At 71.5% G+C, this 23,491-nt stretch carries 18 protein-coding genes and 1 tRNA gene; 8 read left to right on the forward strand and 11 right to left on the reverse strand.

From position 1 onward, the window contains the following. Positions 1–133 precede the first annotated feature (133 nt). Positions 134–631, forward strand: coding sequence for a nicotinamide-nucleotide amidohydrolase family protein (locus tag AAC134_RS16225; RefSeq protein ID WP_339950161.1), 498 nt, complete (start codon positions 134–136; stop codon positions 629–631). A 118-nt stretch (positions 632–749) separates the two neighbouring features. On the opposite strand, the gene AAC134_RS16230 is transcribed toward AAC134_RS16225, so the two are convergent. Then, positions 750–1,217 carry a type II toxin-antitoxin system RatA family toxin gene (locus tag AAC134_RS16230; protein ID WP_339950162.1) on the reverse strand — a complete coding sequence of 156 codons (468 nt, stop codon included), beginning with the start codon at positions 1,215–1,217 and terminating at the stop codon, positions 750–752. A gap of 205 nt (positions 1,218–1,422) precedes the next feature. Between AAC134_RS16230 and hpt the strand changes: the two genes are divergently transcribed. The 3 genes from hpt to gyrA all read left to right on the forward strand — a co-directional run bounded on the left by hpt (position 1,423) and on the right by gyrA (position 5,860). Continuing rightward, positions 1,423–1,929 (forward strand): hypoxanthine phosphoribosyltransferase, encoded by a 507-nt coding sequence (gene hpt / locus AAC134_RS16235; protein ID WP_339950195.1) that lies wholly within the window; start codon positions 1,423–1,425, stop codon positions 1,927–1,929. 146 nt (positions 1,930–2,075) lie between these two features. Beyond that, complete coding sequence (locus tag AAC134_RS16240; RefSeq protein ID WP_339950163.1) at positions 2,076–2,849, forward strand: calcium-binding protein; 774 nt, start codon at positions 2,076–2,078, stop codon at positions 2,847–2,849. Positions 2,850–3,043: 194 nt separating this feature from the next. Beyond that, positions 3,044–5,860 carry a DNA gyrase subunit A gene (gyrA, locus tag AAC134_RS16245; RefSeq protein ID WP_339950164.1) on the forward strand — a complete coding sequence of 939 codons (2,817 nt, stop codon included), beginning with the start codon at positions 3,044–3,046 and terminating at the stop codon, positions 5,858–5,860. 102 nt (positions 5,861–5,962) lie between these two features. Here gyrA and AAC134_RS16250 read toward each other — a convergent pair whose 3' ends face one another. Continuing rightward, positions 5,963–6,118, reverse strand: a complete 156-nt coding sequence (locus AAC134_RS16250) for a DUF3309 family protein (RefSeq protein ID WP_339950165.1) — start codon at positions 6,116–6,118, stop codon at positions 5,963–5,965. A gap of 359 nt (positions 6,119–6,477) precedes the next feature. Here AAC134_RS16250 and trmFO point away from each other — a divergent pair, with 359 nt between their 5' ends. Then, entirely contained in the window at positions 6,478–7,851 is a 1,374-nt protein-coding gene (gene trmFO / locus AAC134_RS16255) for a methylenetetrahydrofolate--tRNA-(uracil(54)-C(5))-methyltransferase (FADH(2)-oxidizing) TrmFO (RefSeq protein WP_339950167.1), read from the forward strand. A gap of 85 nt (positions 7,852–7,936) precedes the next feature. Further along, the gene (locus AAC134_RS16260) at positions 7,937–8,572 is read left to right on the forward strand and encodes a methyltransferase domain-containing protein (protein ID WP_339950168.1); all 636 of its coding nucleotides are present in this window, start codon (positions 7,937–7,939) and stop codon (positions 8,570–8,572) included. Positions 8,573–8,581: 9 nt separating this feature from the next. Here AAC134_RS16260 and AAC134_RS16265 read toward each other — a convergent pair whose 3' ends face one another. From AAC134_RS16265 to AAC134_RS16285, 5 genes are all read right to left on the reverse strand, one after another. Continuing rightward, positions 8,582–9,406 carry a squalene/phytoene synthase family protein gene (locus tag AAC134_RS16265; RefSeq protein ID WP_339950169.1) on the reverse strand — a complete coding sequence of 275 codons (825 nt, stop codon included), beginning with the start codon at positions 9,404–9,406 and terminating at the stop codon, positions 8,582–8,584. A 137-nt stretch (positions 9,407–9,543) separates the two neighbouring features. Beyond that, on the reverse strand, positions 9,544–11,193 hold the full coding sequence (gene cimA, locus AAC134_RS16270) for a citramalate synthase (protein WP_339950170.1): 1,650 nt from the start codon (positions 11,191–11,193) through the stop codon (positions 9,544–9,546). Continuing rightward, entirely contained in the window at positions 11,190–12,650 is a 1,461-nt protein-coding gene (cysS, locus tag AAC134_RS16275; RefSeq protein WP_339950171.1) for a cysteine--tRNA ligase, read from the reverse strand. Before cysS ends, cimA begins: the two co-directional genes overlap by 4 nt. Before the next feature lie 260 nt (positions 12,651–12,910). Beyond that, a complete protein-coding gene (locus tag AAC134_RS16280) occupies positions 12,911–14,959 on the reverse strand; it encodes an EAL domain-containing protein (RefSeq protein ID WP_339950172.1) in 2,049 nt (682 codons plus the stop codon). Positions 14,960–15,179: 220 nt separating this feature from the next. Then, positions 15,180–17,393: an EAL domain-containing protein gene (locus tag AAC134_RS16285; protein ID WP_339950173.1), complete on the reverse strand. Its 2,214-nt coding sequence runs from the start codon at positions 17,391–17,393 to the stop codon at positions 15,180–15,182. Between the two features lie 131 nt (positions 17,394–17,524). On the opposite strand from AAC134_RS16285, the gene AAC134_RS16290 reads away from it, so the two are divergent. Then, positions 17,525–17,601 (forward strand) — tRNA-Arg (locus AAC134_RS16290). Positions 17,602–17,621: 20 nt separating this feature from the next. Here AAC134_RS16290 and AAC134_RS16295 read toward each other — a convergent pair. From AAC134_RS16295 to AAC134_RS16305, 3 genes are read right to left on the reverse strand one after another with little or no spacing between them, the layout of a single operon-like run. After that, a complete protein-coding gene (locus AAC134_RS16295; protein WP_339950174.1) occupies positions 17,622–18,428 on the reverse strand; it encodes an iron chelate uptake ABC transporter family permease subunit in 807 nt (268 codons plus the stop codon). Beyond that, a complete protein-coding gene (locus AAC134_RS16300) occupies positions 18,428–19,240 on the reverse strand; it encodes a metal ABC transporter ATP-binding protein (RefSeq protein ID WP_339950175.1) in 813 nt (270 codons plus the stop codon). Before AAC134_RS16300 ends, AAC134_RS16295 begins: the two co-directional genes overlap by 1 nt. Then, positions 19,237–19,758 carry a Fur family transcriptional regulator gene (locus tag AAC134_RS16305; protein ID WP_339950176.1) on the reverse strand — a complete coding sequence of 174 codons (522 nt, stop codon included), beginning with the start codon at positions 19,756–19,758 and terminating at the stop codon, positions 19,237–19,239. The genes AAC134_RS16300 and AAC134_RS16305 overlap by 4 nt, the downstream gene beginning before the upstream one ends. Before the next feature lie 143 nt (positions 19,759–19,901). On the opposite strand from AAC134_RS16305, the gene AAC134_RS16310 reads away from it, so the two are divergent. Further along, the gene (locus AAC134_RS16310) at positions 19,902–20,927 is read left to right on the forward strand and encodes a zinc ABC transporter substrate-binding protein (RefSeq protein WP_339950177.1); all 1,026 of its coding nucleotides are present in this window, start codon (positions 19,902–19,904) and stop codon (positions 20,925–20,927) included. Positions 20,928–21,057: 130 nt separating this feature from the next. On the opposite strand, the gene AAC134_RS16315 is transcribed toward AAC134_RS16310, so the two are convergent. Continuing rightward, on the reverse strand, positions 21,058–23,469 hold the full coding sequence (locus tag AAC134_RS16315) for a glycogen/starch/alpha-glucan phosphorylase (protein ID WP_339950178.1): 2,412 nt from the start codon (positions 23,467–23,469) through the stop codon (positions 21,058–21,060). Positions 23,470–23,491 lie beyond the last annotated feature (22 nt).

Below are 23,491 nucleotides of genomic sequence, written 5' to 3' on the forward strand. Positions count from 1 at the left end.
CGCTCTGATCGGCATCCGCGAGAGACGGCTCCGGAGAACAGGCGCTTGCCGAGGGCCGGAGGCGTTGGCGCCGGGGCGCGGGCGTGGTCTGGTGCGCGGCAGGACACGGCTGGCGCAAGAGGCGGATGCGACGATGACCGACGACTTCTATCGCGAGGATGTCATGACGCTGGCGGCCGAGGTGCTCGAGGCCGCGAAAGCCAAAGGCGTGATGATCGTCACTGCCGAAAGCTGCACCGGCGGGTTGATATTCGGGGCGCTGACCGCCGTGGCGGGGTCGTCCTCGGTGGCCGAGCGGGCCTTCGTCACCTACTCCAACGCCGCCAAGATGGAGGTGCTGGGGGTGCCGAAAGCCGTGCTCAAGGAGCATGGCGCGGTGTCGGACGCCGCCGCCGCGGCGATGGCGGAGGGGGCGATCGCGAATTCGCGCGCGCAGCTCGCGGTGGCGGTGACCGGCGTGGCGGGGCCGGGCGCCTCGGGACCCAAGCCCGAGGGCATGGTCAGCTTCGCCATCGCCGACGCCTCGGGCGCCACGCCCCACACGATGCAGTTCGGCGCGCTCGGCCGGGGCGCGGTGCGCGCGGCCACCGTCCGCCACGCGCTCGAGATGCTGAAGGAGGCGCTCGGCTGAGCCCGGGCGCCGGCCCGCAACACCGCGCCGCGCCGGCCATGCGCCGCGCGCGCGACGCGGCGACCGGGCGGGCGCGCGACGCGGCGCCTCCCCGTCGGGAGCGGGGCTGGCGGTCGGATCAGCCCTTGGGACCGTAGAGGACCGCGGCGCGCTGCTCGAAGGCCCGCACGATCCGCTGCATCGCCTCGTTGAAGACCACGCCGATCAGTTTCTGCAGCACGAACGACTTGAACTCGAAGTCGACGAAGAAATCGACCTCGCAGGCGCCCTCGTCCACCGGCCGGAACGTCCAGTGGTTGTTGAGATAGCGGAAGGGTCCGTCGAGGTAGGCGACGTCGATCCGCTTTTCCTGCGGGTACAGCTCCACCCGGCTGCCGAAGCGCTCGCGGAACACCTTGAACGAGATCACCAGGTCGGCCTCGATCCGCTCGGCCCCCTCGCCGCCATCGGGCAGGTCCTCCCGCTTTCGGATCCGGCAGGCGGAGCACCAGGGCAGGAACTCGGGGTACGAGCGCACGTCCGCGATCAGCGCGTACATCTGATCGGCGCTGTAGGGCATCACGCGTTTTTCGGCATGCGTCGGCATGGGCCAAAGTCCTACGGGAGGACCGGGGGCGGAGAGAGGGGGACGGATCGTCGCGGCGCCTGTCCGTTTGCGCCCGGCGCCCCGCCCGCGTAGCCTGCGCGGCGCGAGCGAGGAGACACGCATGACCCAGAGCCAGACCGGCGCAGAGGCGACCGGCCAGCGGACCCAGTCCGGCCCCGACGGCAAGCCCTACGTCATCGACCAGATGATCTCGGCCAAGTCCATCGCCGCCCGCGTCGAGGCCATGGCCGACGAGATCGAGGCGCATTTCGCCAGCACCGAGAAGCTGATCGTGGTGGGCCTGCTGCGCGGCTCGTTCGTGTTCATCGCCGACCTCGCGCGGGAGCTCGACCTGCCGCTGGAGGTCGACTTCATCGAGGCCTCCTCCTACGGCGCGGCCATGACCTCCTCGCGCGAGGTGCGCATCCTCAAGGACCTGCGCGGCGAGATCGAGGGGCGCGACGTGCTGGTGGTCGAGGACATCGTCGACACCGGCTTCACCCTGCACCACGTCCTGCACCTGCTCGAGGCGCGCAAGCCGCGCCGGCTCGAGGTCTGCGCCCTGCTCGACAAGCCCTCGCGCCGGGAGACCGACGTCCAGGCCCGTTTCACCGGCTTCACCATCCCCGACGAGTTCGTGGTGGGCTACGGGATCGACTATGCGCAGATGAACCGGAACCTGAGCTTCATCGGCAAGGTGCGGTTCGTCTGAGCCACGCACCGCGCGAGGTTGCGCAATTCGTCATGATTTTCCTTGCGTAACCGGGCCCGCGTCGGCATTCGGGTTTCGTTCACCCTGACCGATGCTCCGGCCCCGCCGCGCCCTCGCGCCGCCGGCCGCCTGCGCGAGGACCGACCATGCCCGACCAGCCTGTCATTTCCGGACCGATCGCCGCCCTGGAGTCCGACCTGCCCGAGTTGGTCGTGGAGGCGGTCACCGACTACGAGTACATCCGCGGCAGCGACGACAGCGAGACCCTTCGCGGGACCCGCGCCGACGAGATCATCGACGGCTTTGGCGGCGACGACCGCATCTATGGCGGGGGCGGCGACGACGCGGTGATCTATGCCGGCGACGGGAACGATCGCGTCTGGGGCGGCAATGGCGACGACGGGCTGACCGGAGACGACGGCGCCGACCGGCTGTGGGGCGGCCGCGGCGACGACGAGCTGATGGGCGACGAGGCGGGCACGCCCGACGCCGGCAACGACAAGCTGTTCGGCGGCGCGGGGCATGACTCGCTGTTCGGCAACGTCGGGCGCGACAAGCTCGTGGGCGGCGGCGGGCGGGACGTTCTGTTCGGCGGCGAGGGGCGCGACAAGCTGTTCGGGGGCGGCGGCCACGACACGCTGCTGGGCATGCAGGGCGACGACGTGCTCAAGGGCGGCGGCGGGCGCGACCATTTCTACTTCCACCGCAACAGCGGCGACGACGTGATCAAGGACTTCAAGGTCGGCAAGGACCTGATCCTCGCGCCGGTGAAGGGCTTCGGCCAGCTCAAGATCACCGACGGGGCCGGCGGCGCCGAGGTCGGCTTCAAGAAGGCCTCGGTCACCCTCAAGGGCGTGGAGGCCGACGACCTGTCGAAGTCGGACTTCCATTTCGGGGACGACCTCTGGACCTGGGAGTGACGCGCGCCGCCGCGGGGCCCCGGCGCGCCCGCGGCGGCCCGGCCCGCGGCCGCAGGGCGTCGGGGGCGGCGAACGGCCTGCGCTGAGGCGGATTTCCGCGGCGCCGCGAGGCGGAATCGCCCCCCTTCGATTGCCCTTTCCGCCCCCTGTCGTTACAAGGTCGTGACCAAGAACAAAGCGACAGCAGGCACCCGTTGACCGACGATCAGGATCCCCCCGAGGACGCCCCCGAAACCGGTGGAGAGCCGCCTCGCCGATCGAGCTACGACGGCCCCGTGATCGCGGTCGAGGAGGAGATGAAACGCTCCTACCTCGACTACGCCATGTCGGTCATCGTCAGCCGCGCCCTGCCCGACCTGCGCGACGGGCTGAAGCCGGTCCACCGCCGCATCCTCTACGCGATGCACGAGACCGGGAACACGCACGACAAGTCCTATCGCAAGTCCGCGCGCCCGGTCTCGGACGTGATGGGCAAGTATCACCCGCATGGCGACGCGGCGATCTACGACGCGTTGGTGCGGCTGGCGCAGACCTTCTCGATGCGCATGCCGCTGTTGGACGGCCAGGGCAACTTCGGCTCCATGGACGGGGACAAGCCCGCGGCCATGCGCTACACCGAAGTGCGCATGCAGAAGATCGCGCTCGCGATCCTCGACGACATCGAGAAGGACACGGTCGATTTCGTCGCCAACTACGACGGCCAGGACCGTGAGCCGACCGTCCTGCCCGCGCGCTTCCCCAACCTGCTGGTCAACGGCGCGGGCGGCATCGCGGTGGGCATGGCCACCAACATCCCGCCCCACAACCTGGGCGAGGTCATCGACGGCACGCTGGCGCTGATCGACAACCCCGAGCTCGAGATCTCGGACCTGATCGAGTACATCCCCGGGCCCGACTTCCCCACCGGAGGCCTGATCCTGGGCCGCGGCGGCGCGCGCAAGGCCTATCACACGGGCAAGGGCTCGGTCCTGATGCGCGCCAAGACCCGGATCGAGGAGATCCGCAAGGACCGCTACGCCATCGTCGTGGACGAGATCCCCTACCAGGTGAACAAGGCCACGATGATCGAGCGGATCGCGGAGCTGGCCCGCGACAAGCGCATCGAGGGCATCTCCTCGGTCGCCGACGAGAGCGACCGCCAGGGCATCCGCGTGGTCGTCGAGCTCAAGCGCGACGCCACCCCCGACGTCGTGCTCAACCAGCTGTTCCGCTACACGCCGCTGCAGACCTCGTTCGGGTGCAACATCCTGGCGCTGAACGGCGGGCGGCCGGAGCAGCTGGACCTCAAGAAGATCCTCGCGAGCTTCATCTCCTTCCGCGAGGAAGTGGTCGCCCGGCGAACCGCGTTCGAGCTGCGCAAGGCCCGCGACCGCGCCCATATCCTGTGCGGCCTCGCGGTGGCGGTCTCGAACGTGGACGAGGTGGTGCGGATGATCCGCTCCTCCCCCGATCCCGCCACCGCCCGCGCCCGGCTGATGGAGCGGCACTGGCCCGCCCACGAGATCGCCGACTACATCCGCCTGATCGACGACCCGCTGTTCAAGGTCGCCGACGACGGCACCTACCGGCTTTCGGAAGTGCAGGCCCGCGCCATCCTCGACCTGCGCCTGCAGCGCCTGACCGCCATCGGCGTGCAGGAAGTCACCGACGAGCTCGAGGAGCTGGCCGCCAAGATCCGCGAGTACCTCGAGATCCTGGCCAGCCGCGAGATGATCCTCGACATCATCCGCGCCGAGCTGCGCGAGATCCAGACCGCCTTCCCCTCGCCCCGGCGCACCCAGTTCGTCGACTACGACGGCGACCTCGACGACGAGGACCTGATCGAGCGCGAGGACATGGTCGTCACCATCACCGCGCAGGGCTACATCAAGCGCACGCCGCTGGTGGACTACCGCTCCCAGGCGCGGGGCGGAAAAGGGCTGGCGGGCATGGCGACCAAGGACGAGGACGTGGTGACCACGCTCTTCGTCTCGAACACGCACACGCCGCTCTTGATCTTCACCACCGACGGGATGGTCTACAAGCTCAAGACCTGGCAGCTGCCCTCGGGCGGACGCTCGGCGAGGGGCAAGGCGATCGTCAACGTGCTGCCGATCTCGCCGGGCACCGGCATCGCCGCGGTGATGCCCGTCGACAAGCCCGAGGCCGAGTGGGAGAACCTGCAGATCGTCTTCGCGACCTCTGCCGGCGACGTGCGGCGCAACGCGCTCAGCGACTTCACCAACGTCATGCGCAACGGCAAGATCGCCATGCGCGTGCCCGAGGGGGTCAGCCTGGTGCGCGCCCATATCTGCGACGAGAGCCACGACGTCTTCCTGGTCACCGCCTTCGGCAAGGCGATCCGCTTCCGGGTGACCGAGGTGCGCGTCTTCAAGGGCCGCGAGTCCACCGGCGTGCGGGGCATCCGCCTCGCCTCCGGCGACCGCGTGGTCTCGATGGCGGTCCTGCGCCACTTCGAGGCGACGCCCGAGGAGCGGCAGGCCTACATCAAGTGGAAGCGCGCCACCGCCCAGGCCGACGCCGAGGAGCCGGGCGACGAGAGCGACGAGGAGGCCGTGGCCGACGTCGCCATCTCGGCCGAGCGGATCACCGCGATGTCGGCGGCCGAGGAGATCATCCTCACCATCACCGAACGCGGCCAGGGCAAGCTGAGCTCGTCGATGGACTATCCCACCCGTGGTCGCGGCGGCCAGGGCGTTGGGGCGATGGACAAGGCCCAGCGCGGCGGGCCGATCGCGGCGGCCTTCCCGGTGCAGATGGACGACCAGATCATGCTCGCCACCGACCGCGGCCAGTCGATCCGCTGCCCGGTGGCCGGCATCTCGCTGCGCTCGCGCACCGCGGGCGGCGTCCGGGTGCTGAACGCCGCGCCGGGCGAGACGGTGGTCTCGGTCGCCTGGATCGCCGAGGCCGACGACGGGGCGCCTGAGGGGCCCCAGGACGACCTGCCCGAGGGCACGCCCGAAGGCCCGGGCCCGGAGACGCCCCCGGAGGCGCCCTCGCAGGAGTGAACTGACGCGCCCGGCTCTCGCGGGCAGGCGTCGGACGCAGAAAAAGCCGCCCGGTCGCAGGACCGGGCGGCTTTCTCGCTTTCAGGCCGATATGGCCTTGCGTCAGATGTGGCCCATCAAGACCAGGATCAGGACGATCACCAGCACCAGGCCGAGCCCGCCGCTGGGCCCGTAGCCCCAGCCGGCGCTGTAGCCCCAGCGCGGCAGCGCGCCGATCAGGATAAGGATCAGCAGGATGATCAGGATCGTGCCCAGCATGGTCGCCTCTCTCGTTGTTCCGCCGGCGACGCCTCTGCGTCCGCTCGGCGCCTGCGGAGCGGGCGACGACGCGCCCGATCCGAAGGAATTTGCTCCGGCGTCGGCCGGGCCCCCGGAGCGCAGCCGCGCCATGGGGTCCGCCGACGTCAGGAAGCTAGCGCCGTTTCCGACGGACGGAAGAATTGCGGCGCAATAACCCCCGATGCCCCCGATCCGCCGGATTCCGACCGCCCTGCCCGCGATTCGGCCACCGCGCGGCCACCGCGCGACCGACTCCGCCCCGCCCGGTTCATCGCCGCGCCTCCAGCCCCGCCCACGAACGCTTTCCTGTCGGCGCAGGTCGGTGTAGACCCCGCGCCATGACCCAGACCCGCGCAATCGACCCCATCCACGTCATCGGCGGCGGCATGGCCGGCTCCGAGGCCGCCTGGCAGGCCGCCTCGATGGGCGTGCCCGTGGTGCTGCACGAGATGCGCCCCGAGCGCCCCACCGACGCCCACCACACCGACGGGCTGGCGGAGCTGGTGTGCTCGAACTCCTTCCGTTCGGACGATCACGAGACCAACGCCGTCGGCCTCCTGCACTGGGAGATGCGCGAGGCGAACGGTCTGATCATCGGCGCGGGCGACCGCAACGCCCTGCCCGCGGGCGGCGCGCTCGCCGTCGACCGCGACCGCTTTTCGGCCGAGGTCACCGCCGCGCTCGAGGCCCACCCGCTGGTCACGATCGAGCGCGGAGAGGTCCCCGGCCTGCCGCCCGAGGCGTGGGATTCGGTGATCGTGGCCACCGGGCCGCTGACCTCTCCCGCGCTCGCCGAGGCGATCCGCGGCCTGACCGGCGACGATGGCCTCGCCTTCTTCGACGCCATCGCCCCCATCGTGCACGCCGACAGCGTGGACCTGTCGAAGGCCTGGTTCCAGTCGCGCTATGACAAGGGCGAGACCGAGGAGGAGCGCACCGCCTACCTCAACTGCCCGATGTCGCGCGAGCAGTACGAGGGCTTCCTCGACGCCCTCCTCGCCGCCCCCAAGACCGAGTTCAAGGAGTGGGAGGGCACCCCCTATTTCGAGGGCTGCCTGCCCATCGAGGTGATGGCCGAGCGGGGCCGCGAGACCCTGCGCTTCGGCCCCCTCAAGCCCGTGGGCCTGACCAACCCGCACGATCCCACGGTCAAGCCCCACGCCATCGTGCAGCTGCGCAAGGAGAACGCGCTGGGCACGCTCTACAACATCGTCGGCTTCCAGACCAAGATGAAGTACGGCGCGCAAACCGATGTTTTCAGGATGATTCCGGGATTGGAGGAGGCGCGGTTCGCCCGCCTCGGCGGGATCCATCGCAACACCTTCCTGAACTCGCCCCGCCTGCTTGACGGACGGATGCGGCTGAAGGCCGACCCGCGCCTGCGCTTCGCGGGCCAGGTCACCGGCGTCGAGGGCTATGTCGAAAGCGCGGCCATGGGGCTGCTTGCAGGGCGCCTTGCTGCGGCCGAGCGGCTGGGAACCCCGCTCGAGACGCCCCCGCCGACCACCGCGATCGGCGCGCTGCTGACCCACATCACCGGCGGCGCCGAGGCCGCGACCTTCCAGCCGATGAACGTCAACTTCGGTCTGTTCCCGCCGCTCGAGGCCCCGATGAAGGGCGGCCGCCGCGGCAAGCGCGACCGCGCCCGCGCCTACTCGGAGCGCGCCAAGGAACATTGGCGCGCCTGGCTGGGCCTGCGCGAGGCGGCCTGACCCGCGTCCCCCTGATTGCAATCGAATACCGACATCATTTGACGCGAACCGCCCGCGGCCCCATCATCGGGGCCGGAGGCACACGATGACCGATCCATTCAAGACCGCTGAGTCAGAGTTCCCCAACGACGTCTACGAGCTTCAGGACTCCGCCTCGACCCAGGCCCTCTACCGCGACTGGGCCGACAGTTACGACGCCGATCTGGTGGCCAACGGCTACGCCGGGCCTGCCCGCTGCGCCGAGGCGCTGGCGCAGTTCGCGGGCGATCTCGCGGCCCCGGTGCTGGACGTGGGCTGCGGCACGGGCCTGTCGGGCGAGGCGCTCGCCACCGCCGGGTTCTCGACGCTGGACGGCACCGACTTTTCCGATGAGATGCTGCAGGTCGCCGCCCGCAAGGACGTCTACCGGGAGCTGGTGAAGGGCGATCTCGCCGAACCCCTGCCCGTCGCGCCGGGCGCCTATGCCAACATCGCGGCGGTCGGCGTGTTCAGTCCCGCCCACGCGCCGCCCGAGCTGATCGACCGCGCCGTCGGGCTGCTGCCGCGGGGCGGCTGCTTCGTGTTCACGCTCAACGACCATGCCCTGGCCGAGAAGGTCTATGAGGGGCGCTTGCGCGAGATGGTCGACGCCTGCGCCGCGGACCTGCTGTTCAAGCAGCACGGCCCCCATGTGCCCGGCCAGTCGCTGGGCTCGACCGTCTACGTCCTGCAGCGGCGCTGAGCGGCCCCCTCAGAGGCCCCCGAAGAAGACCCGGCGCAGCAGGCGGCCGCGGCGCACGAACTCGGACGGAACGGCCTGGGCGAAGACCTCGAAACCGGGACGGGCGGCGGGGCGCAGCGTCTCCTCGGCCCGCCAGCCGGCGAGCAGAGCGGGGCGGATCTCGGCCCCCGGGCGCAAGCGCCGCGCCTGCGCCAGTTTCTCGAGCCCGTCGACGGCGATGCCGCGCAGGGCCTCGCGCAGGGGCTCGGGGGTGACGCCCTCGGCAAGCGTGTTGCGGTCGAGCTCGCCCTGCGTCGGGATCGGGTCGCCGCCGCGGGCATAGAGCGCGGGCAGCGCCCGGATCAGCGCCGCCGCGCCCGAGGCCCATCCCGCCAGCCGCGCCGCCTGGTCGCCCTCGGCCCCCGGATCGCCGCCCGCGCAGATCCGCGCCGCAAGCCGCATCAGCCCCCCCGCGGTCCCGTCGACATAAGCGTCAAACAGGGCCCGGTCGCCGATCGCGGGCCCCTGCGGATCGTAGGAGCGGGCGTCGAGCAGCGCCTCGAACAGGTCCTGGGGCAGGTCTGCGGCCGCGATCGCCTCGGCGAGCGGCGCCACGACCTCGTGGCGGCGGGGGGCGGCGCCGGCGTGGATCTCGGCCAGCGCGTCGCGCCACCACTGCAGGCGGATCTCGCCCAGCATCGGCTCGGAGACGACCGAGGGGATCCGCGCCACCTCGAGGTTGAAGGCGTAGAGCGCGAACAGCCGGCCCGTGGCGGGCGGCGGCGCCAGGCGCGCAGTGGCCCAGCGGTCGCGGTCGTGATCTCGGACGAGGGATTCGCAGGCGTCGTGGCTCATGCCCCGTCCACTGGCCCAGCCGGGCGGCGGGCGCAACGGGCGACGCGCAGGGAAGCGACCCTGCCAGGCCCGCCCGCAGGGCGCCTGCAGTCCGCTTGTTGATAGGCAGGCGACACTGGCCCCCCGCGGCGCGAGGGTCAGGCCGCCGCGCCCTGCCCCCGCGCCTGGCCCTTGGCGCCGTCGCGGATCAGCTTCCACTGGATCGCGTCCAGCAGCGCCTGGAAGGACGCGTCGACGATGTTGGGCGAGACGCCCACGGTCGACCAGCGCCGCCCCTGCCCGTCGGTCGAGTCGATATGCACCCGCGTCACCGCCTCGGTGCCGCCCGAGGTGATGCGCACCTTGAAGTCGACGAGCTTGAGATCCTCGATGAAGCTCTGGTAGCGCCCCAGGTCCTTGGCCAGCGCCCGGCTCAGCGCGTTCACCGGCCCGCGGTCGTCGTCGGTCGCGAGATCCCGGGACTCGGAGACGGACATGATCCGCTCCCCGTCCACCACGCAGGAGACCACGGCCTCGGAGACGGTGATCGCGTCGCCCCGCGCGTTGATCCGCTTCTCGACCGTCACCCGGTAGCGCTCGACGTCGAAGAACCGCGGCAGCAGGCCGAGTTCGCCGCGCGCCAGCAGCTCGAAGCTGGCCTGGGCGCCGTCGTAGGCATAGCCCGCATCCTCGCGCCGCTTCACCTCGTCGAGGATCCGGCTCAGGCGCGGGTCCCCCTTCTCGACCGTCAGCCCCATGTCCAGCAGGCGCTGGCGCAGGTTCGACTGGCCGGCCTGGTTGGACATCGGCACCACCCGCTCGTTGCCCACCACCTCGGGGGGCACGTGTTCGTAGGTGCTGGGGTCCTTGAGGATCGCGCTCGCGTGCAGGCCGGCCTTGTGGGTGAAGGCGGCCTCGCCGACGTAGGGCGCGTGGCGGTTGGGCGTGCGGTTGAGGATGTCGTCGAGCATCCGGCTGACCCGGGTCAGCTTGGGCAGATCCTCGCGCTTCAGCCGCGTCTCGTAGGCCTCGGCATAAGGCTTCTTCAACAGCAGCGTGGGGATCAGCGAGGTCAGGTTGGCGTTGCCGCAGCGCTCCCCCAGCCCGTTGAGCGTGCCCTGGATCTGGCGCGCGCCGGCGTCGACCGCGGCGAGCGCCCCGGCCACCGCCATGCCGGTGTCGTCATGGGTGTGGATGCCGACGTGGGCGCCGGGGATGCGCTTGCAGACCTGGGAGACGATCTCGCCGATCTCGGCGGGCAGCGTGCCGCCGTTGGTGTCGCACAGCACCACCCAGCGCGCGCCCCCCTCCATCGCCGCCTCGAGGCAGGACATCGCGTAGTCGGGGTTGGCCTTGTAGCCGTCAAAGAAGTGCTCGGCGTCAAACAGCGGCTCGCGCGAGAGCGCGCCGAGATGGCGCACCGAGTCCCGGATCGCCTCGCGGTTCTCGTCCAGCGACACGCCCAGCGCGGTCTCGACCTGATAGTCGTGGGTCTTGCCCACCAGGCACACGGCCGGGGTGGCGGCGTTGATCACCGCGGCCAGCACGTCGTCGTTCTCGGCCGAGCGGCCCACCCGCTTGGTCATCCCGAAGGCGGTGAAGGTCGCGCGGCTCAGCCCGGGCGCGCGGGCGAAGAAGTCGGAGTCGGTGGGATTGGCGCCGGGCCACCCCCCCTCGACATAGTCGAGGCCCAGCGCGTCGAGCGCCTTCGAGATCCGGATCTTGTCCTCGACCGAGAAAGCCACGCCCGAGGTCTGCTGCCCGTCGCGCAGCGTGGTATCGAAAAGATAGAGCCGCTCGCGCGTCACTTCAGGGCCTCCAGCGCTGCAGGGTCGAAGTCGACGCCGCGCTCGGCGGTGGTGCCGCCCTTGCCGGTCTGCACCACCAGGCCGGCCTGGTTCATCAGCGCGCGCAGGGCGTCGGCGGCGGCGAAGTCCCTGGCCTGGCGCGCCGCGTCCAGCCGGGCGCAGGCGCCTGCGATCACCGCGTCATGGTCCTGCGCCTCGCCCGTCCCGTCCGCCTCGGCGAAGGAGAGGCCAAAGCCCAGGAACACGGCCGTGTCGACCACCTGCTGGAGCGCCTCGGCCTCGGAGTCGGGCGCCGAGAGCGCCTCGCCCGCGAACCGGTGCAGCGCGCGCAGGGCGCCGTGGGTGTCGAGGTCCTCGCACAGCCGCTCGACCACCTCCTCGATCACGTCGGGATCGTCCGCGTCGGGCGTGATCCCGGCCCGCCGCGCCCGGTCGGCCAGGCGGTTGAGCCGGTTGAGGATCGCGCGCGCCTGGTCGACCACCGCCTCCGTCCAGTCGAGCTCGTCGCGGTAGTGGGCGTTGAGCAGGATGGCGCGGATCACGTCGGCGGGGATCTCGGAGAGCTTGTCCTGGGCGGTGAAGAAATTGCCGAGCGACTTCGACATCTTCTTCCCGTCCACGCGGATCATGCCGTTGTGCAGCCAGACCTCGGCAAAGCCGTGGTCGGGGGCCGCGCAGCAGGACTGGGCGATCTCGTTCTCGTGGTGGGGGAACATGAGGTCCGAGCCGCCGCCGTGGATGTCGAAATCCTCGCCCAGCAGCTCCCTGGACATGGCCGAGCACTCGATGTGCCAGCCCGGGCGGCCGCGGCCCCAGGGGCTGTCCCAGCCGGGATGCGCCTCCGACGAGGGTTTCCACAGCACGAAGTCCATCGGGTTCTTCTTGTAGGGCGCGACCTCGACCCGGGCGCCCGCGATCATGTCTTCGAGCGAGCGGCCCGAGAGCTTGCCGTAGTCGGCGTAGCTGTCGACCGAGAACAGCACATGCCCCTCGGCTTCGTAGGCGTGGCCCGAGGCGACCAGCCGCGCGATCATCTCGACCATGCCGGGGATGTGGGCGGTGGCGCGCGGCTCATGGGTGGGACGCAGGACGCCGAGCGCGTCCATGTCCTCATGATACCAGGCCGTGGTTTCCTCGGTCAGCTTCGCGATCGCCTCGAGCGGCGGCATCTGCGGATAGAGCTGCGCCGCGCGGTCGTTGATCTTGTCCTCGACGTCGGTGATGTTGCGCACGTAGTCCACGCGCTCGGCCCCGTAGATGTGGCGCAGCAGGCGGAACAGCACGTCGAAGACCACCGCCGGGCGGGCGTTGCCGATGTGGGCGCGGTCGTAGACGGTGGGGCCGCAGACATACAGGCGCACCCGAGGGCTCTCGGCGCCCAGGCGCCAGTCGCGGGGAACGAAGGCGGACGTCTCGCCGGTGGCGGAGTTCCGCAGCTTCAGCGGGTGATCGGTCATGTAGGCCTCGGCGGTCGCGCGTGGATGCAGCGGGGCCCGCGGCCGGCCGTTGGTCTTTCTTGGATCGGGGAAAGAGCGAACGCCGCCGCGGACTGTCGTCAGCGGGTAATGCAGATCCCGATGCAGATCGGGGTGGTCTGGGGCGTCGCGGTCATGGGCGCGCTTATGCCGCCTGCGCGCCTTCATGGCAAGCATCCATTGCGACCGATCGGGCGGCCGGGAGCCGGCGCGAGGGGCTGGCGCGGGGGGCTGGCGCGCGCTCAGCTGGCCGCCGAGGCGGCGGTCAGATCGCCCGGCGCCCGCCGCATCAGCCGCTGCGCATCGGCCAGCGGCATCGGCCGCCCGAAATAGTAGCCCTGCGCCTGCTCGCAGCCCTGGCGACGCAGACGCTCGAGGTGGGCGGCGTCCTCGACGCCCTCGGCCATCACCGGCATGTTCAGGGCGCGCGCCTGCAGCAGGGTCGCCTCGACCATCGCGGCTGCGGCGGGGTCGCGGTCCATCGCGTCGATGAAGGCGCGGTCGATCTTCAGCCGGTCGAAGGGGAACGAGCGCAGCGCCCCCAGCGAGGCGAGCCCCGCGCCGTAGTCGTCCATCGCGACCCGAACGCCGGCGGCCTTCAGCTCGACCATCACCTCGAGCATGCGGCCGTGATCGGCGATCAGGCTCGCCTCGGTCAGCTCGATCTCGAGCCGCTCGGGCGCGAGGCCGGCGGCGATCAGCGCGTCGGACACCTGCTCGACGAAGTCGGTCTGGGTGAGCTGGGCGGGCGAGGCGTTGACCGCGACCCCGTAGGCCTGCGGCCACTGCGCGGCGGCGCGGCAGGCCTCGCGGATCACCCAGGCGCCGATGGGGCGGATCAGGCCGGTCTTCTCGGCAACCGGCACGAACTCGCCCGGCAGCACCAGCCCGTGGCCGGGACGCCGCCAGCGCAGCAGCGCCTCGAACCCGGTGATGCGGCCGTCGGCGAGCAGCGCCTGGGGCTGGAACCACAGCTCGAACTCCTCGCGGGCCAGCGCCTCGCGCAGGGCCATCGCAAGGGCCGAGCGGATGCGCCCGGCCTCGTCCATGCGCTGTTCGTAGAAGCGGGGCCGCTCGCTCGCGTCTCCCTTGGCGCGGTAGAGGGCGAGGTCTGCGCGCGACTGCAGCGCCTGGGGCGTGTCGCCGTCCTCGGGGAACAGGGCGACGCCGATGCCGCAGCCAACCGAGAGGGACAGCCCCTCCCAGTCCACCGGGACGCGGACGGCCGCGGCGAGGCGATGGGCGAACGCCTCGGCGTCCGCGCGGTCGCCCAGGCCCGTCTTGAAGGCCAGGAACTCGTCGCCGCCGGCCCGGGCCACGAATTCCCCCGGCTGCAGGGCCGCGGCGAGCGCGCTCGAGATCCCGCACAGCAGGGCGTCGCCGGCGGCATGGCCATGCACGTCGTTGACAGGCTTGAAGCGGTTGAGGTCGATCGCGGCGACGGCCATGCGCGCGGTCAGCCCGCGCGAGGCCGAGACCGCGTCGGCGAGCGCCTCGTTCAGGCAGGCGCGATTGGGAAGCTGGGTCAGAGGATCGTGCAGGGCCATGTGGCGGTAGCGGGCCCGCGCCTCGCGCACCGCCGAGCGGTCGATGACCACGAAGGCGACGCCCAGGATCAGGACGGCGGCGGTCAGCGTCACCACCAGCAGCGCCACGCCGAAGTCCTGCATCATCCCGACCGGGATCTCGACCGTGGGGTCGGGCCTGAACTCGACCTCGTGGAGGCCGATCCAGAACATACCCCCCATGCAGAGGACAAAGACCCCGGCCGCCTGCCACGGCGCGCCGGCGCGGGTCCGGTTGCGCAGGATCGCCGAGGCGGCCGCGCAGACCGGCACGGCCCAGGCGACCAGGGCCGTCATCCAGTCGGCGCGCCAGATCGTGACCCCCTCGGCCGCCACCGCGGCGATGTTGGAGATCTGGATGCCCGAGGTCAGCAGGCCGTATCCGACGCCCACAACCAGGGCCGCGCCCAGGCCGCGCCGTCCGTGGGCGTACTGCAGAAGGCTCACGCCCCCGCAGACCGCGATCATGAAGGCGAAGAGCATCACCACGGGGTCGTGGGCATGGGGCGCGCCGGAGATGTAGCCCAGGCCCAGCAGCGTCTGCGTGGCCCAGATGCCGGCGCCCGAAATGATGCCGGTCAGCATCAGCCACCAGCGCCGCCGATGCAGCGACTCGGCGCAGGCGCGCAGGTACAACCGCACCGAGAGCGCCACGCCGGCGGCCCCGACGATCAGCGCGGTGCTGATCATCGTCGGATCATGGGTGCTGGTGGCGGCGTCGAGCATCGCGGTCGGCTCCGTGAACAGGCGGTCCCTCCGCTACGCGAGGAGCATGAAGAAAACCGAAACGTCCGCCGTGAGGTGAAAGGAGCGCCAGACCTCGGGCCGGCCAGGACAGGCGCGCGACCGGACTGGCCGCGAGGATGGGACGCCGTTGCGTGGCCGGCGGCATGCGGGCTGGGCCCCGGGCGGAGGGGCCTGTCGACGTCCGGCGCGGCTGGTAGCCTCAACCGGCGGCGCGGCGAGAGGCGATTTCCGGCCGGGCGGCGTCGGCGACGGGCGGCAAGGCGGTCGCCTCGGGCAGATCCGCGGCGAGGTCCGGGTCTGCCGCCTGCGGGCCCGGAGCGGGGCCGGGCACGGCTGGTGCGGACGCCTCCATCCCCATCTTCCGGCGGACGGCGCTGGCCTCGACCGGTCGGCCGAAGAGGAAGCCCTGCCCCTCGGTGCACCCCTCCTCGCGCAGGAAGCGCAGGCCGTCCTCGCTGGCGATGCCCTCGGCCAGCACCGGGATCGACAGGGCGCGGCCCAGCAGCAGGGTCGAGCGGACGATGGCCAGCGACTGGGGATCGCGGCCCAGGCTCTCGATGAAGCCGCGGTCGATCTTGATCTTGTCGAAGGGGAAGCTGCGCAGCGCCGCGAGCGAGGCGTAGCCCGCCCCGTAGTCGTCCATCGCCACTCGCACCCCGAGCGCCTTGAGCTCGATCATCACCGCGCGCAACTGCTCGTGATCGGCGATCATCGAGGCCTCGGTCACCTCCAGCTCCAGACGCGCGGCCGGCAGGCCCGAGACCATCAGCGCGTCGCGCACCAACTCCACGAAGTCGGACTGGGCGAGCTGCATCGGGGCGACGTTCACCGCCACCCCCACCGGATCGCGCCAGGCCGCAGCCTCGCGGCAGGCCGCGTGCAGAACCCATGCGCCGATGTCCCGGATCAGGCCGGTGCTCTCGGCCACGGGAATGAAGGCGTCGGGGGCGATCAGTCCGCGCTCGGGATGGCGCCAGCGGATCAGCGCCTCGTAGGCGAGGACATGGCCGTCGGCGAGCGCGGTCTGAGGCTGGTAGTGCAGCTCGAACTCGTCGCGCGCCAGCGCCTGGCGAAGCGCCATGGCGAGCGCCGAGCGATCGCGCGAGGCCTCGTCCATGCGGCGGTCGTAGAAGACGATCTCGCCCCCCGCCTCCTTCTTGGCGCGGTAGAGGGCGAGGTCGACGCGGGTCAGCAGCGCGCCGGCATCCTCGCCGTCGCGGGGGTGAAGCGCGATCCCCAGGCTCGCTCCCACTCCGAGGCTGGAGCCCGCCCAGTCGATCGGGACCACGATGGCGTCGTGCAGGCGGCGGGCGAAGCGTTCCGCCTCGACGCGCGCGCAGGGGGCCTTGAGGGCCACGAACTCGTCCCCCCCGGTGCGCGCGAAGACCTCGCCCGGCCCCAGCACCGCCGAGACCCGGGCGGCGATGCCCTGAAGGACGGCGTCCCCGGCCGCGTGGCCCTGCACGTCGTTGACCGGCTTGAACCGGTCCAGGTCGACGCCGATCACCGCCATCGCCGCGCCGGCCTGACCGATGCCGTCGGCCTCCCGCTCCCCCCGCGCGTCTTCCAGCATCCGCGCCAGCGCCTGGGTCAGGAATGCGCGGTTGGGCAGTCCGGTCAGCGCGTCGTGCAGGGCAAGATGGCGGAACTTCTCCTCCGTCGCGCGGGCCGAGGCGAGGTCGATGCTCGAGAACAGGAAGGTGATCGCGGCGCAGAGCGCCGAGATCGCCCCCACCATGAACCCCAGCGAGACGCGGTCCACCAGCCCGTCGGGAACCTCGCGCCCGGCCTCGGGCGTGAATTCCATCGCCAGCGCCGAGAACAGGGTCATGCCCAGGATGCTGACCTGCACCATCACCGCCCCCCGCGTCAGGCGCAGCATCCGTTGCGGCCCGTGCAGCAGCAGCGAGGCGTAGCCGAACAGGCCCAACGCGAAGACGGCCGCGACGGACCGCATGCCCGGGTCGACATGGAAGCGGCCGGGGCCGTGCATCGATTCGATCGCCAGCTGGTAGACGAGAAGCCCCGCCGCCCCTGCGCCCGACCCCATCACGACCGCCTGGACGACGTTCCGCTCCCCCTCGATCCCGGCGTTGAACACCGCCACGCAGAGGCAGATCGCCAGCGCCAGCGCCAGCGCCAGCGGTCCCACGTCGTAGCCGACATCGAGCGGCGCGCCCTCCGCGTCGGTCCAGCTGTGGCCCAGGGTCACCAGCATGCCGGTCGACCAGGCCATGATGCCCACTGTCGCCCCGACCAGCGTCTGCCATCGGCGGCGGCTCTCGCGCGGCTCATGGACCATGCGGCTGAGGAACCGCGAGATCGCGAGGGCGAGGACCGCGACGAAGACCAGGGTTCCGGCCAGGAAGGCCAGGTTGAAGCTGGTCGACACGCCTGAGATTTCGCCCGTCATCGTCGTCCCCGCGCAATCCGGAACCGCCGAGGTAGAGGAAAGGCATGAACAAACCGCAAACCCTGCGCGCTCCCGCGCCAGGCGTTGACCCCTGCTTGCGGTCGCGGCTAGATGCGCCGGCGCTTCGGCCGGGCCCCTTAGCTCAACTGGATAGAGCAGCGGACTTCTAATCCGCAGGTTGCAGGTTCGAGTCCTGCAGGGGTCGCCAGCGCCGCGCGAAGGGGCGGCTCAGCCCCGCAGCGCCCGCCCCACAACCGCCGCCAGGTTGGCCAGCGCCAGCCCGGCCGAGGCCGCCAGCACCACCGAAGGCCCCGCCGGCGTGTCCCAGGTCCAGGAGGCGCCGAGGCCCCCCAGAACCGCGCCAGACCCGATCAGCGCCGCGGCCAGGGCCATGCGCTCGGGCGTGGGCGAGATCGCGCGGGCGGCGGCCGCGGGGATCACCAGCAGCGCGGTGATCAGCAGCGCCCCCACCACCTTCAGCGCCGCGGCGACCAGAAAGGCCAGCGCCAGCATCAGGATCAGCCGCTCGCGGCCGGGATCGCGCCCCTCGGCCGCGGCGAGGTCGGGCGAGAGGGTGGTCGTCAGCAGCCCCGTCCAGCGCCAGGCGAGCAGCGCCAGCGCCGCCGCGGCCCCCAGCGCGATCGTCGCCACGTCCGCGTGCGAGACGGCCAGGATGTCGCCGAACAGGTAGCCCATCAGGTCCAGCCGCGCCCCCGGCAGGAAGGCCATCGCCACCAGCCCCGCGGCGAGCGCCGTATGCGCGGCCACCCCCAGCAGCGTGTCGGCCGCGTAGGATCGCCCCGAGGCCGTCGCCACCGCGCCCGCCATCAGCCCGGCCATCGCCAGCACGCCGACAAAGACCGGGATCTCGAGCGCCAGCGCCGCCGCCACGCCCAGGATCGCGGCGTGCGCGGTGGCGTCGCCGAAATAGGCCATCCGCCGCCAGACCACGAAACAGCCCAGCGGCCCCGCCGCCAGCGCCACCGCAAGCCCCGCGATCGCGGCGCGCACCAGAAAATCGTCGAGAAGCCCCATCAGCCCGTCCCGGCGCCCTGCCCCTGCGGGCCGTGGTCGTGGCCATGGTCGTGGACATGCCCATGATCGTGATCATGCGCGTGATCGTGGTCGTGGCGGTAGAGCGCCAGCGCTCCCCCTGTGCCGTGCCCGAACAGGGCGCGATACTCGGGCGCCGCGGCGACCACGGTGGGCGTGCCCTCGCAACACACATGCCCGTTCAGACAGATCACCCGGTCGGAGGCCGACATCACCACGTGCAGGTCGTGGCTGACCATCAGCACCGCGCAGCCGAGTTCGTCGCGCAGCTCGGCCACCAGGCGGTAGAAGGCCGAGGCGCCTGGCTGATCGAGACCCGTCGTCGGCTCGTCGAGCACCAGCAGCTCCGGCCGGCGCAACAGCGCGTGGGCCAGCAGCGCCCGCTGGAACTGGCCGCCCGAGAGCTCCGAGAGCTGACGGCGGCCGAGACCCTGGGCGCCGGTGCGCGCAAGCGCCGCCTCGCGCATGGCCGGGTTCTTCTCGCCCGCCAGCGCCAGGAACCGGTCGACGGTCATCGGCAGCGTGCGGTCCAGCGCCAGGGCCTGAGGGACGTAGCCCAGCCGCAGGCCGGCGCGGCGGCGAACCCGGCCGGCTGCGGGCTTCAGCGCCCCGGCGAGCGCCCGCGCCAGGCTGGTCTTGCCCGAGCCGTTGGGGCCCACCAGGGTCACGATCTCGCCCGCGCGCAGGGTCAGGGTCACGTCGCGCAGCACCTCGACCCCGTCGTAGCGGATCGAGACGCCCCTCGCCTCGACCAGGGGCGGGGCCTCGGGCGCCGGGGCAAGACGCGCGCTCATGCCTCGGGCCGCGCGCGGCAGTCGGGGCAGACGCCCTCGATCTCGACCACCGTCCGCTCGACCTCGAAGCCGAGGTCCCGGGCGGCGTCGGCGACCGAAGCGGCGGCGGGCCCGGCCGAGGTCTCGGCCACCCTCCGGCAGGCGCGGCAGATCATGAAGGCGGGGGCGTGGGCGGTCTGCGCCCCCTCGTCGGGATGGGCGCAGGCGACGAAGGCGTTGAGCTTCTCGATCCGGTGCGCGAACCCGTTGGCCACCAGAAAGTCGAGCGCCCGGTAGGCGACGGGCGGCTGCGCCGGGTGGCCGGCGGCGCGCAGCCGCTCGAGCACGTCATAGGCGCCGAGCGCCTCGTGCGAGGCCAGCAGGATCTCCAGCACCCGGGCGCGCGCAGGCGTCAGGCGCAGGCCCCGCTCGGCGCAGGCGGACTCCACCGCCGCGCGCGCCGAGGCGACGCAGCGCCTGTGGTCGTGACGCTGGAAGGCCGCGGGCGAGGCGGCGGAATCGGGGGCGGGATCGGTCATGCGTTACAGTATAACATTTCACTTGTTATGATGTAACGCACTTGCTACCCCCTGCACGATCAAGAGGCAACCGGCGCGGCCGGAGCGGCGCTCCGGCAGGAGCGTCGAAAGCGCTAGCGCGGGGCGGGAAAGGCGAGAGCGGCATGAAGGCGATGGGCTGGGCGATGGGCTGGGGGATGATGGCGGCGGCGACGCTGGCGGGCGGGGCCGCCGCGCAGACCGCGCCGCGGGTGGTGGCCGACATTCCCCCGGTGCAGTCGCTGGCGGCGATGGCGATGGAGGGGGTGGGCGAGGTCGCGCTGATCGTGCCGCCCGGCGCCTCGCCCCACGGCTTCTCGATGCGCCCCAGCCAAGCGCGGACGCTGGAGGCGGCCGACCTTGTGATCTCGGTCGGCCCCGCGCTGGCGCCCTGGCTGTCGGAGGCCGCCGACGCGCTGGCAGGACCCGAGGCGGTGCGCCTCGACCTGCTGGACGCGCCGGGCACGCTGCTGCTCGAGGCGCGGGAAGCCGCGGTTTTCGACCATGACGAGCACGAGGGGCACGGGGGGCACGAGGGGCACGGGGGGCGCGACGACCACCAGGATCATGGGGCTCGGGACGACGACGCCCATGCGCATGAGGCGGACGCGCCGCACGACCACGACCATGGCGGGCTGGACCCTCACGCCTGGCTGAACCCGGACAACGCGGTGGTCTGGCTGGATGCGATCGCCGAAGCGCTGGCGCGCATCGACCCGGCGCGGGCCGAAACCTATGCCGCCAACGCCGCCGCGGGGCGCGCGAAGATCGAGGCGGCGGCGCAGGACGCGGCGGATCTGCTCGGGTCGGTCCAGGGCCGCCCCTACGTGGTCTTCCACGACGCCTACCGCCATTTCGAGCGGCGCTTCGACATGCCGGCAGCCGCCGCCGTCTCGCTGGGCGACGCGGCCCGCCCCGGCGCGCGCCGGGTGGCCGAGGTCGAGCGGGCTATCGAGGAGACGCACGCCCTGTGCGTCTTCGCCGAGCCGCAGATTCCCGCACGCCTGCTCGACTCGGTGGCCGGCGCGGACGTGCGGCGCGGGGTGCTCGACCCGCTGGGCGCGAGCCTGACCCCGGGGCCGGACCTCTACCCCGCCCTGATCCGCGGCATGGCCCAGAGCCTGTTCGAGTGCCTGGCCGACCGCGCCTGACCGCGTTCGATGCTTGAAGGCCCCGGGTCCGGGGCGCGCACGGCAGCGAGGGCGCAACGCAAGACGCCCCGGACCGCGGTCCGGGGCGTCTTTTCGTGTCGATCGAGGCGGGCGGGCGCCCTGCCCCGGCTCAGAAGCCGTATTCGGCGTCCCAGACGTAGTCGGCGTAGTTCTTGATCGAGCGATCCGAGCTGAACCGCCCCATGCCGGCGATGTTCACCGTTGACTTGCGCAGCCAGTCGGTGCGGTCCTTCCAGGCGTCGTCGATGCGGCGCTGCACCGTCCAGTAGCTGGAGAAATCCGCCGTCACCATGAACCAGTCGTGGTGGCGCAGGGTGTCGCCGAGGGCGCGGAACCGGCCCGGATCGTCGGGCGAGAACACCCCCCGCTCGATCTGGGTGATGACGCGGGCCAGGCGCGCGTCCGCCTCGATGGCGGGGCGCGAGTCGTAGCCCTTCTCGCGCATCGCGTTCACCTCGTCGGCGGTCTTGCCGAAGATGAAGATGTTCTCCGGCCCCACCGCCTCGCGGATCTCGACGTTGGCGCCGTCGAGCGTGCCGACCGTCAGCGCGCCGTTCATCGAGAGCTTCATGTTGCCGGTGCCCGACGCCTCCATCCCCGCGGTCGAGATCTGCTCGGAGAGGTCGGCGGCCGGGATCAGACGCTCGGCCATCGAGACGTTGTAGTTCTGCGGGAACACGATCTTGAGCTTGTCGCCGATCGCGGGGTCCTCGTTGATCTTCTTGCCGATGTCGTTGATCAGCTTGATGATCAGCTTGGCCTGCTGGTAGCCGGGCGCGGCCTTGCCCCCGAACAGTTTCACCCGCGGCGTCCAGTCCTTGCCCGGGTTGTCGCGGATCTCGTTGTAGAGGGCCGCGGCCTCGAGGATGTTCAGAAGCTGGCGCTTGTATTCGTGGATGCGCTTGATCTGCACGTCGAACATGGCGTCGGGGTCGACGCCCACGCCGGTATGCTCGAGCAGCCAGTTCGACAGCGCCGCCTTGTTGATGCGCTTGGCATCCCACAGCGCGTCCTGGAACGAGCGCTGGGTGGCGTGCCCGCGCAGCCGCTCGAGCTTGTCGAGGTCGGTGATCCAGCCCTCGCCCACCGTCTCGTTCAGAAGATCGCGCAGGCGGCCGTTGCAGGTGTTGATCCAGCGCCGCGGGGTCACGCCGTTGGTGACGTTGACGATCCGGTCGGGATGCAGCTCGTGCAGCTCCTTGAACACGGTGCGCTTCATCAGGTCGGTGTGCAGCGCCGAGACGCCGTTCACCTTGCACGAGCCGATGAAGGCGAGGTTGCCCATGCGGATCTCGCCATGGTCGATGATCCGGGTGTTCTCCGGGCGGTCGGGGAACTCCTGCTCATGCCTGCGGTTGATCTTCTCGATGATCTGGAGGTGGCGCGGCAGGACGCGGGACATCAGCTCCCACGACCAGCGCTCCAGCGCCTCGGGCATCAGGGTGTGGTTGGTGTAGTGCAGGGTCCCGCGGGTGATCTCGAAGGCTTCGTCGAACTCCATCCCGTGGCGGTCGATCAGCAGGCGCACCAGCTCGGCCACCGCGATGGCGGGGTGGGTGTCGTTGAGCTGGATGGCGACCTTGTTGGGCAGCTCCCGCAGGTCCTTGTGGTCGGAGACGAAGCGGCGCAGCAGGTCGCGGATCGAGGCGGCGGTGAAGAAGTATTCCTGCTTCAGCCGCAGCTCCTTGCCCTGCGGGGTGGTGTCGTCGGGGTAGAGCACCCGGCTGATGGTCTGCGCCAGGATCGCCGGCGCGGCGGCGCCCACGAAGTCGCCGCGGTTGAAGCGGTCAAGCTCGAACAGACGCTCGGGCTTCGCGGACCACAGCCGCAGGGTGTTGGTCCAGCGGCCGCCCCAGCCGGGGACGGGCGTGTCGTAGGCCGCCGCGATCACCACCTCGTCCGGCTCCCACTCGGCCGCGTCGCCCTCGGTCTGGCGGACCGAGCCGCCAAAGCCGATGCGGTGCTGCACCTCGCGGCGCTGGAACTCCCACGGGTGGACCTGGCGGAGCCACTCCTCGGCCTCCTCGACCTGCCAGCCTTCGTGGAAGCCCTGGCGGAACAGGCCGTGGTCGTAGCGGATGCCGTAGCCGTGGGCCGGCAGGCCGACGGTGGACATCGAATCGAGGAAGCAGGCGGCCAGGCGGCCGAGGCCGCCGTTGCCGAGCGCCGCGTCGGGCTCGTCGTCGAGCACCTCGCGCCAGTCGATGCCGTGCTTCTCCATGGCGTGGCGGGCGAGCTCGCCCAGCCCGAGGTTGTCGACCGCATCCTCGAGCAGGCGCCCGATGAGGAATTCCATCGACAGGTAGTAAACCCGCTTCCGGTCCTCCTTGTAGACCTTGCGGACGCTGTCGAACCACGGCGCCACGACCATGTCGCGGATCGCGTGGGTCAGCGCCAGGCGCCAGTCAGAAAGCGTCGCGGTGTCCGTCGTCTTCCCGATCGTGAAGGTCAGGTGATTGAGTACGGCGTCGGCGAGCTCGTCTGCGTCGGCGGGGCGCGAGACGGCGTGGCGAAAGTTCATGGCCTGGTCCCTGTGCTGCACG

It is taken from the genome of uncultured Albimonas sp. (assembly GCF_963977235.1).
Classification (GTDB): Bacteria; Pseudomonadota; Alphaproteobacteria; order Rhodobacterales; family Rhodobacteraceae; genus Albimonas.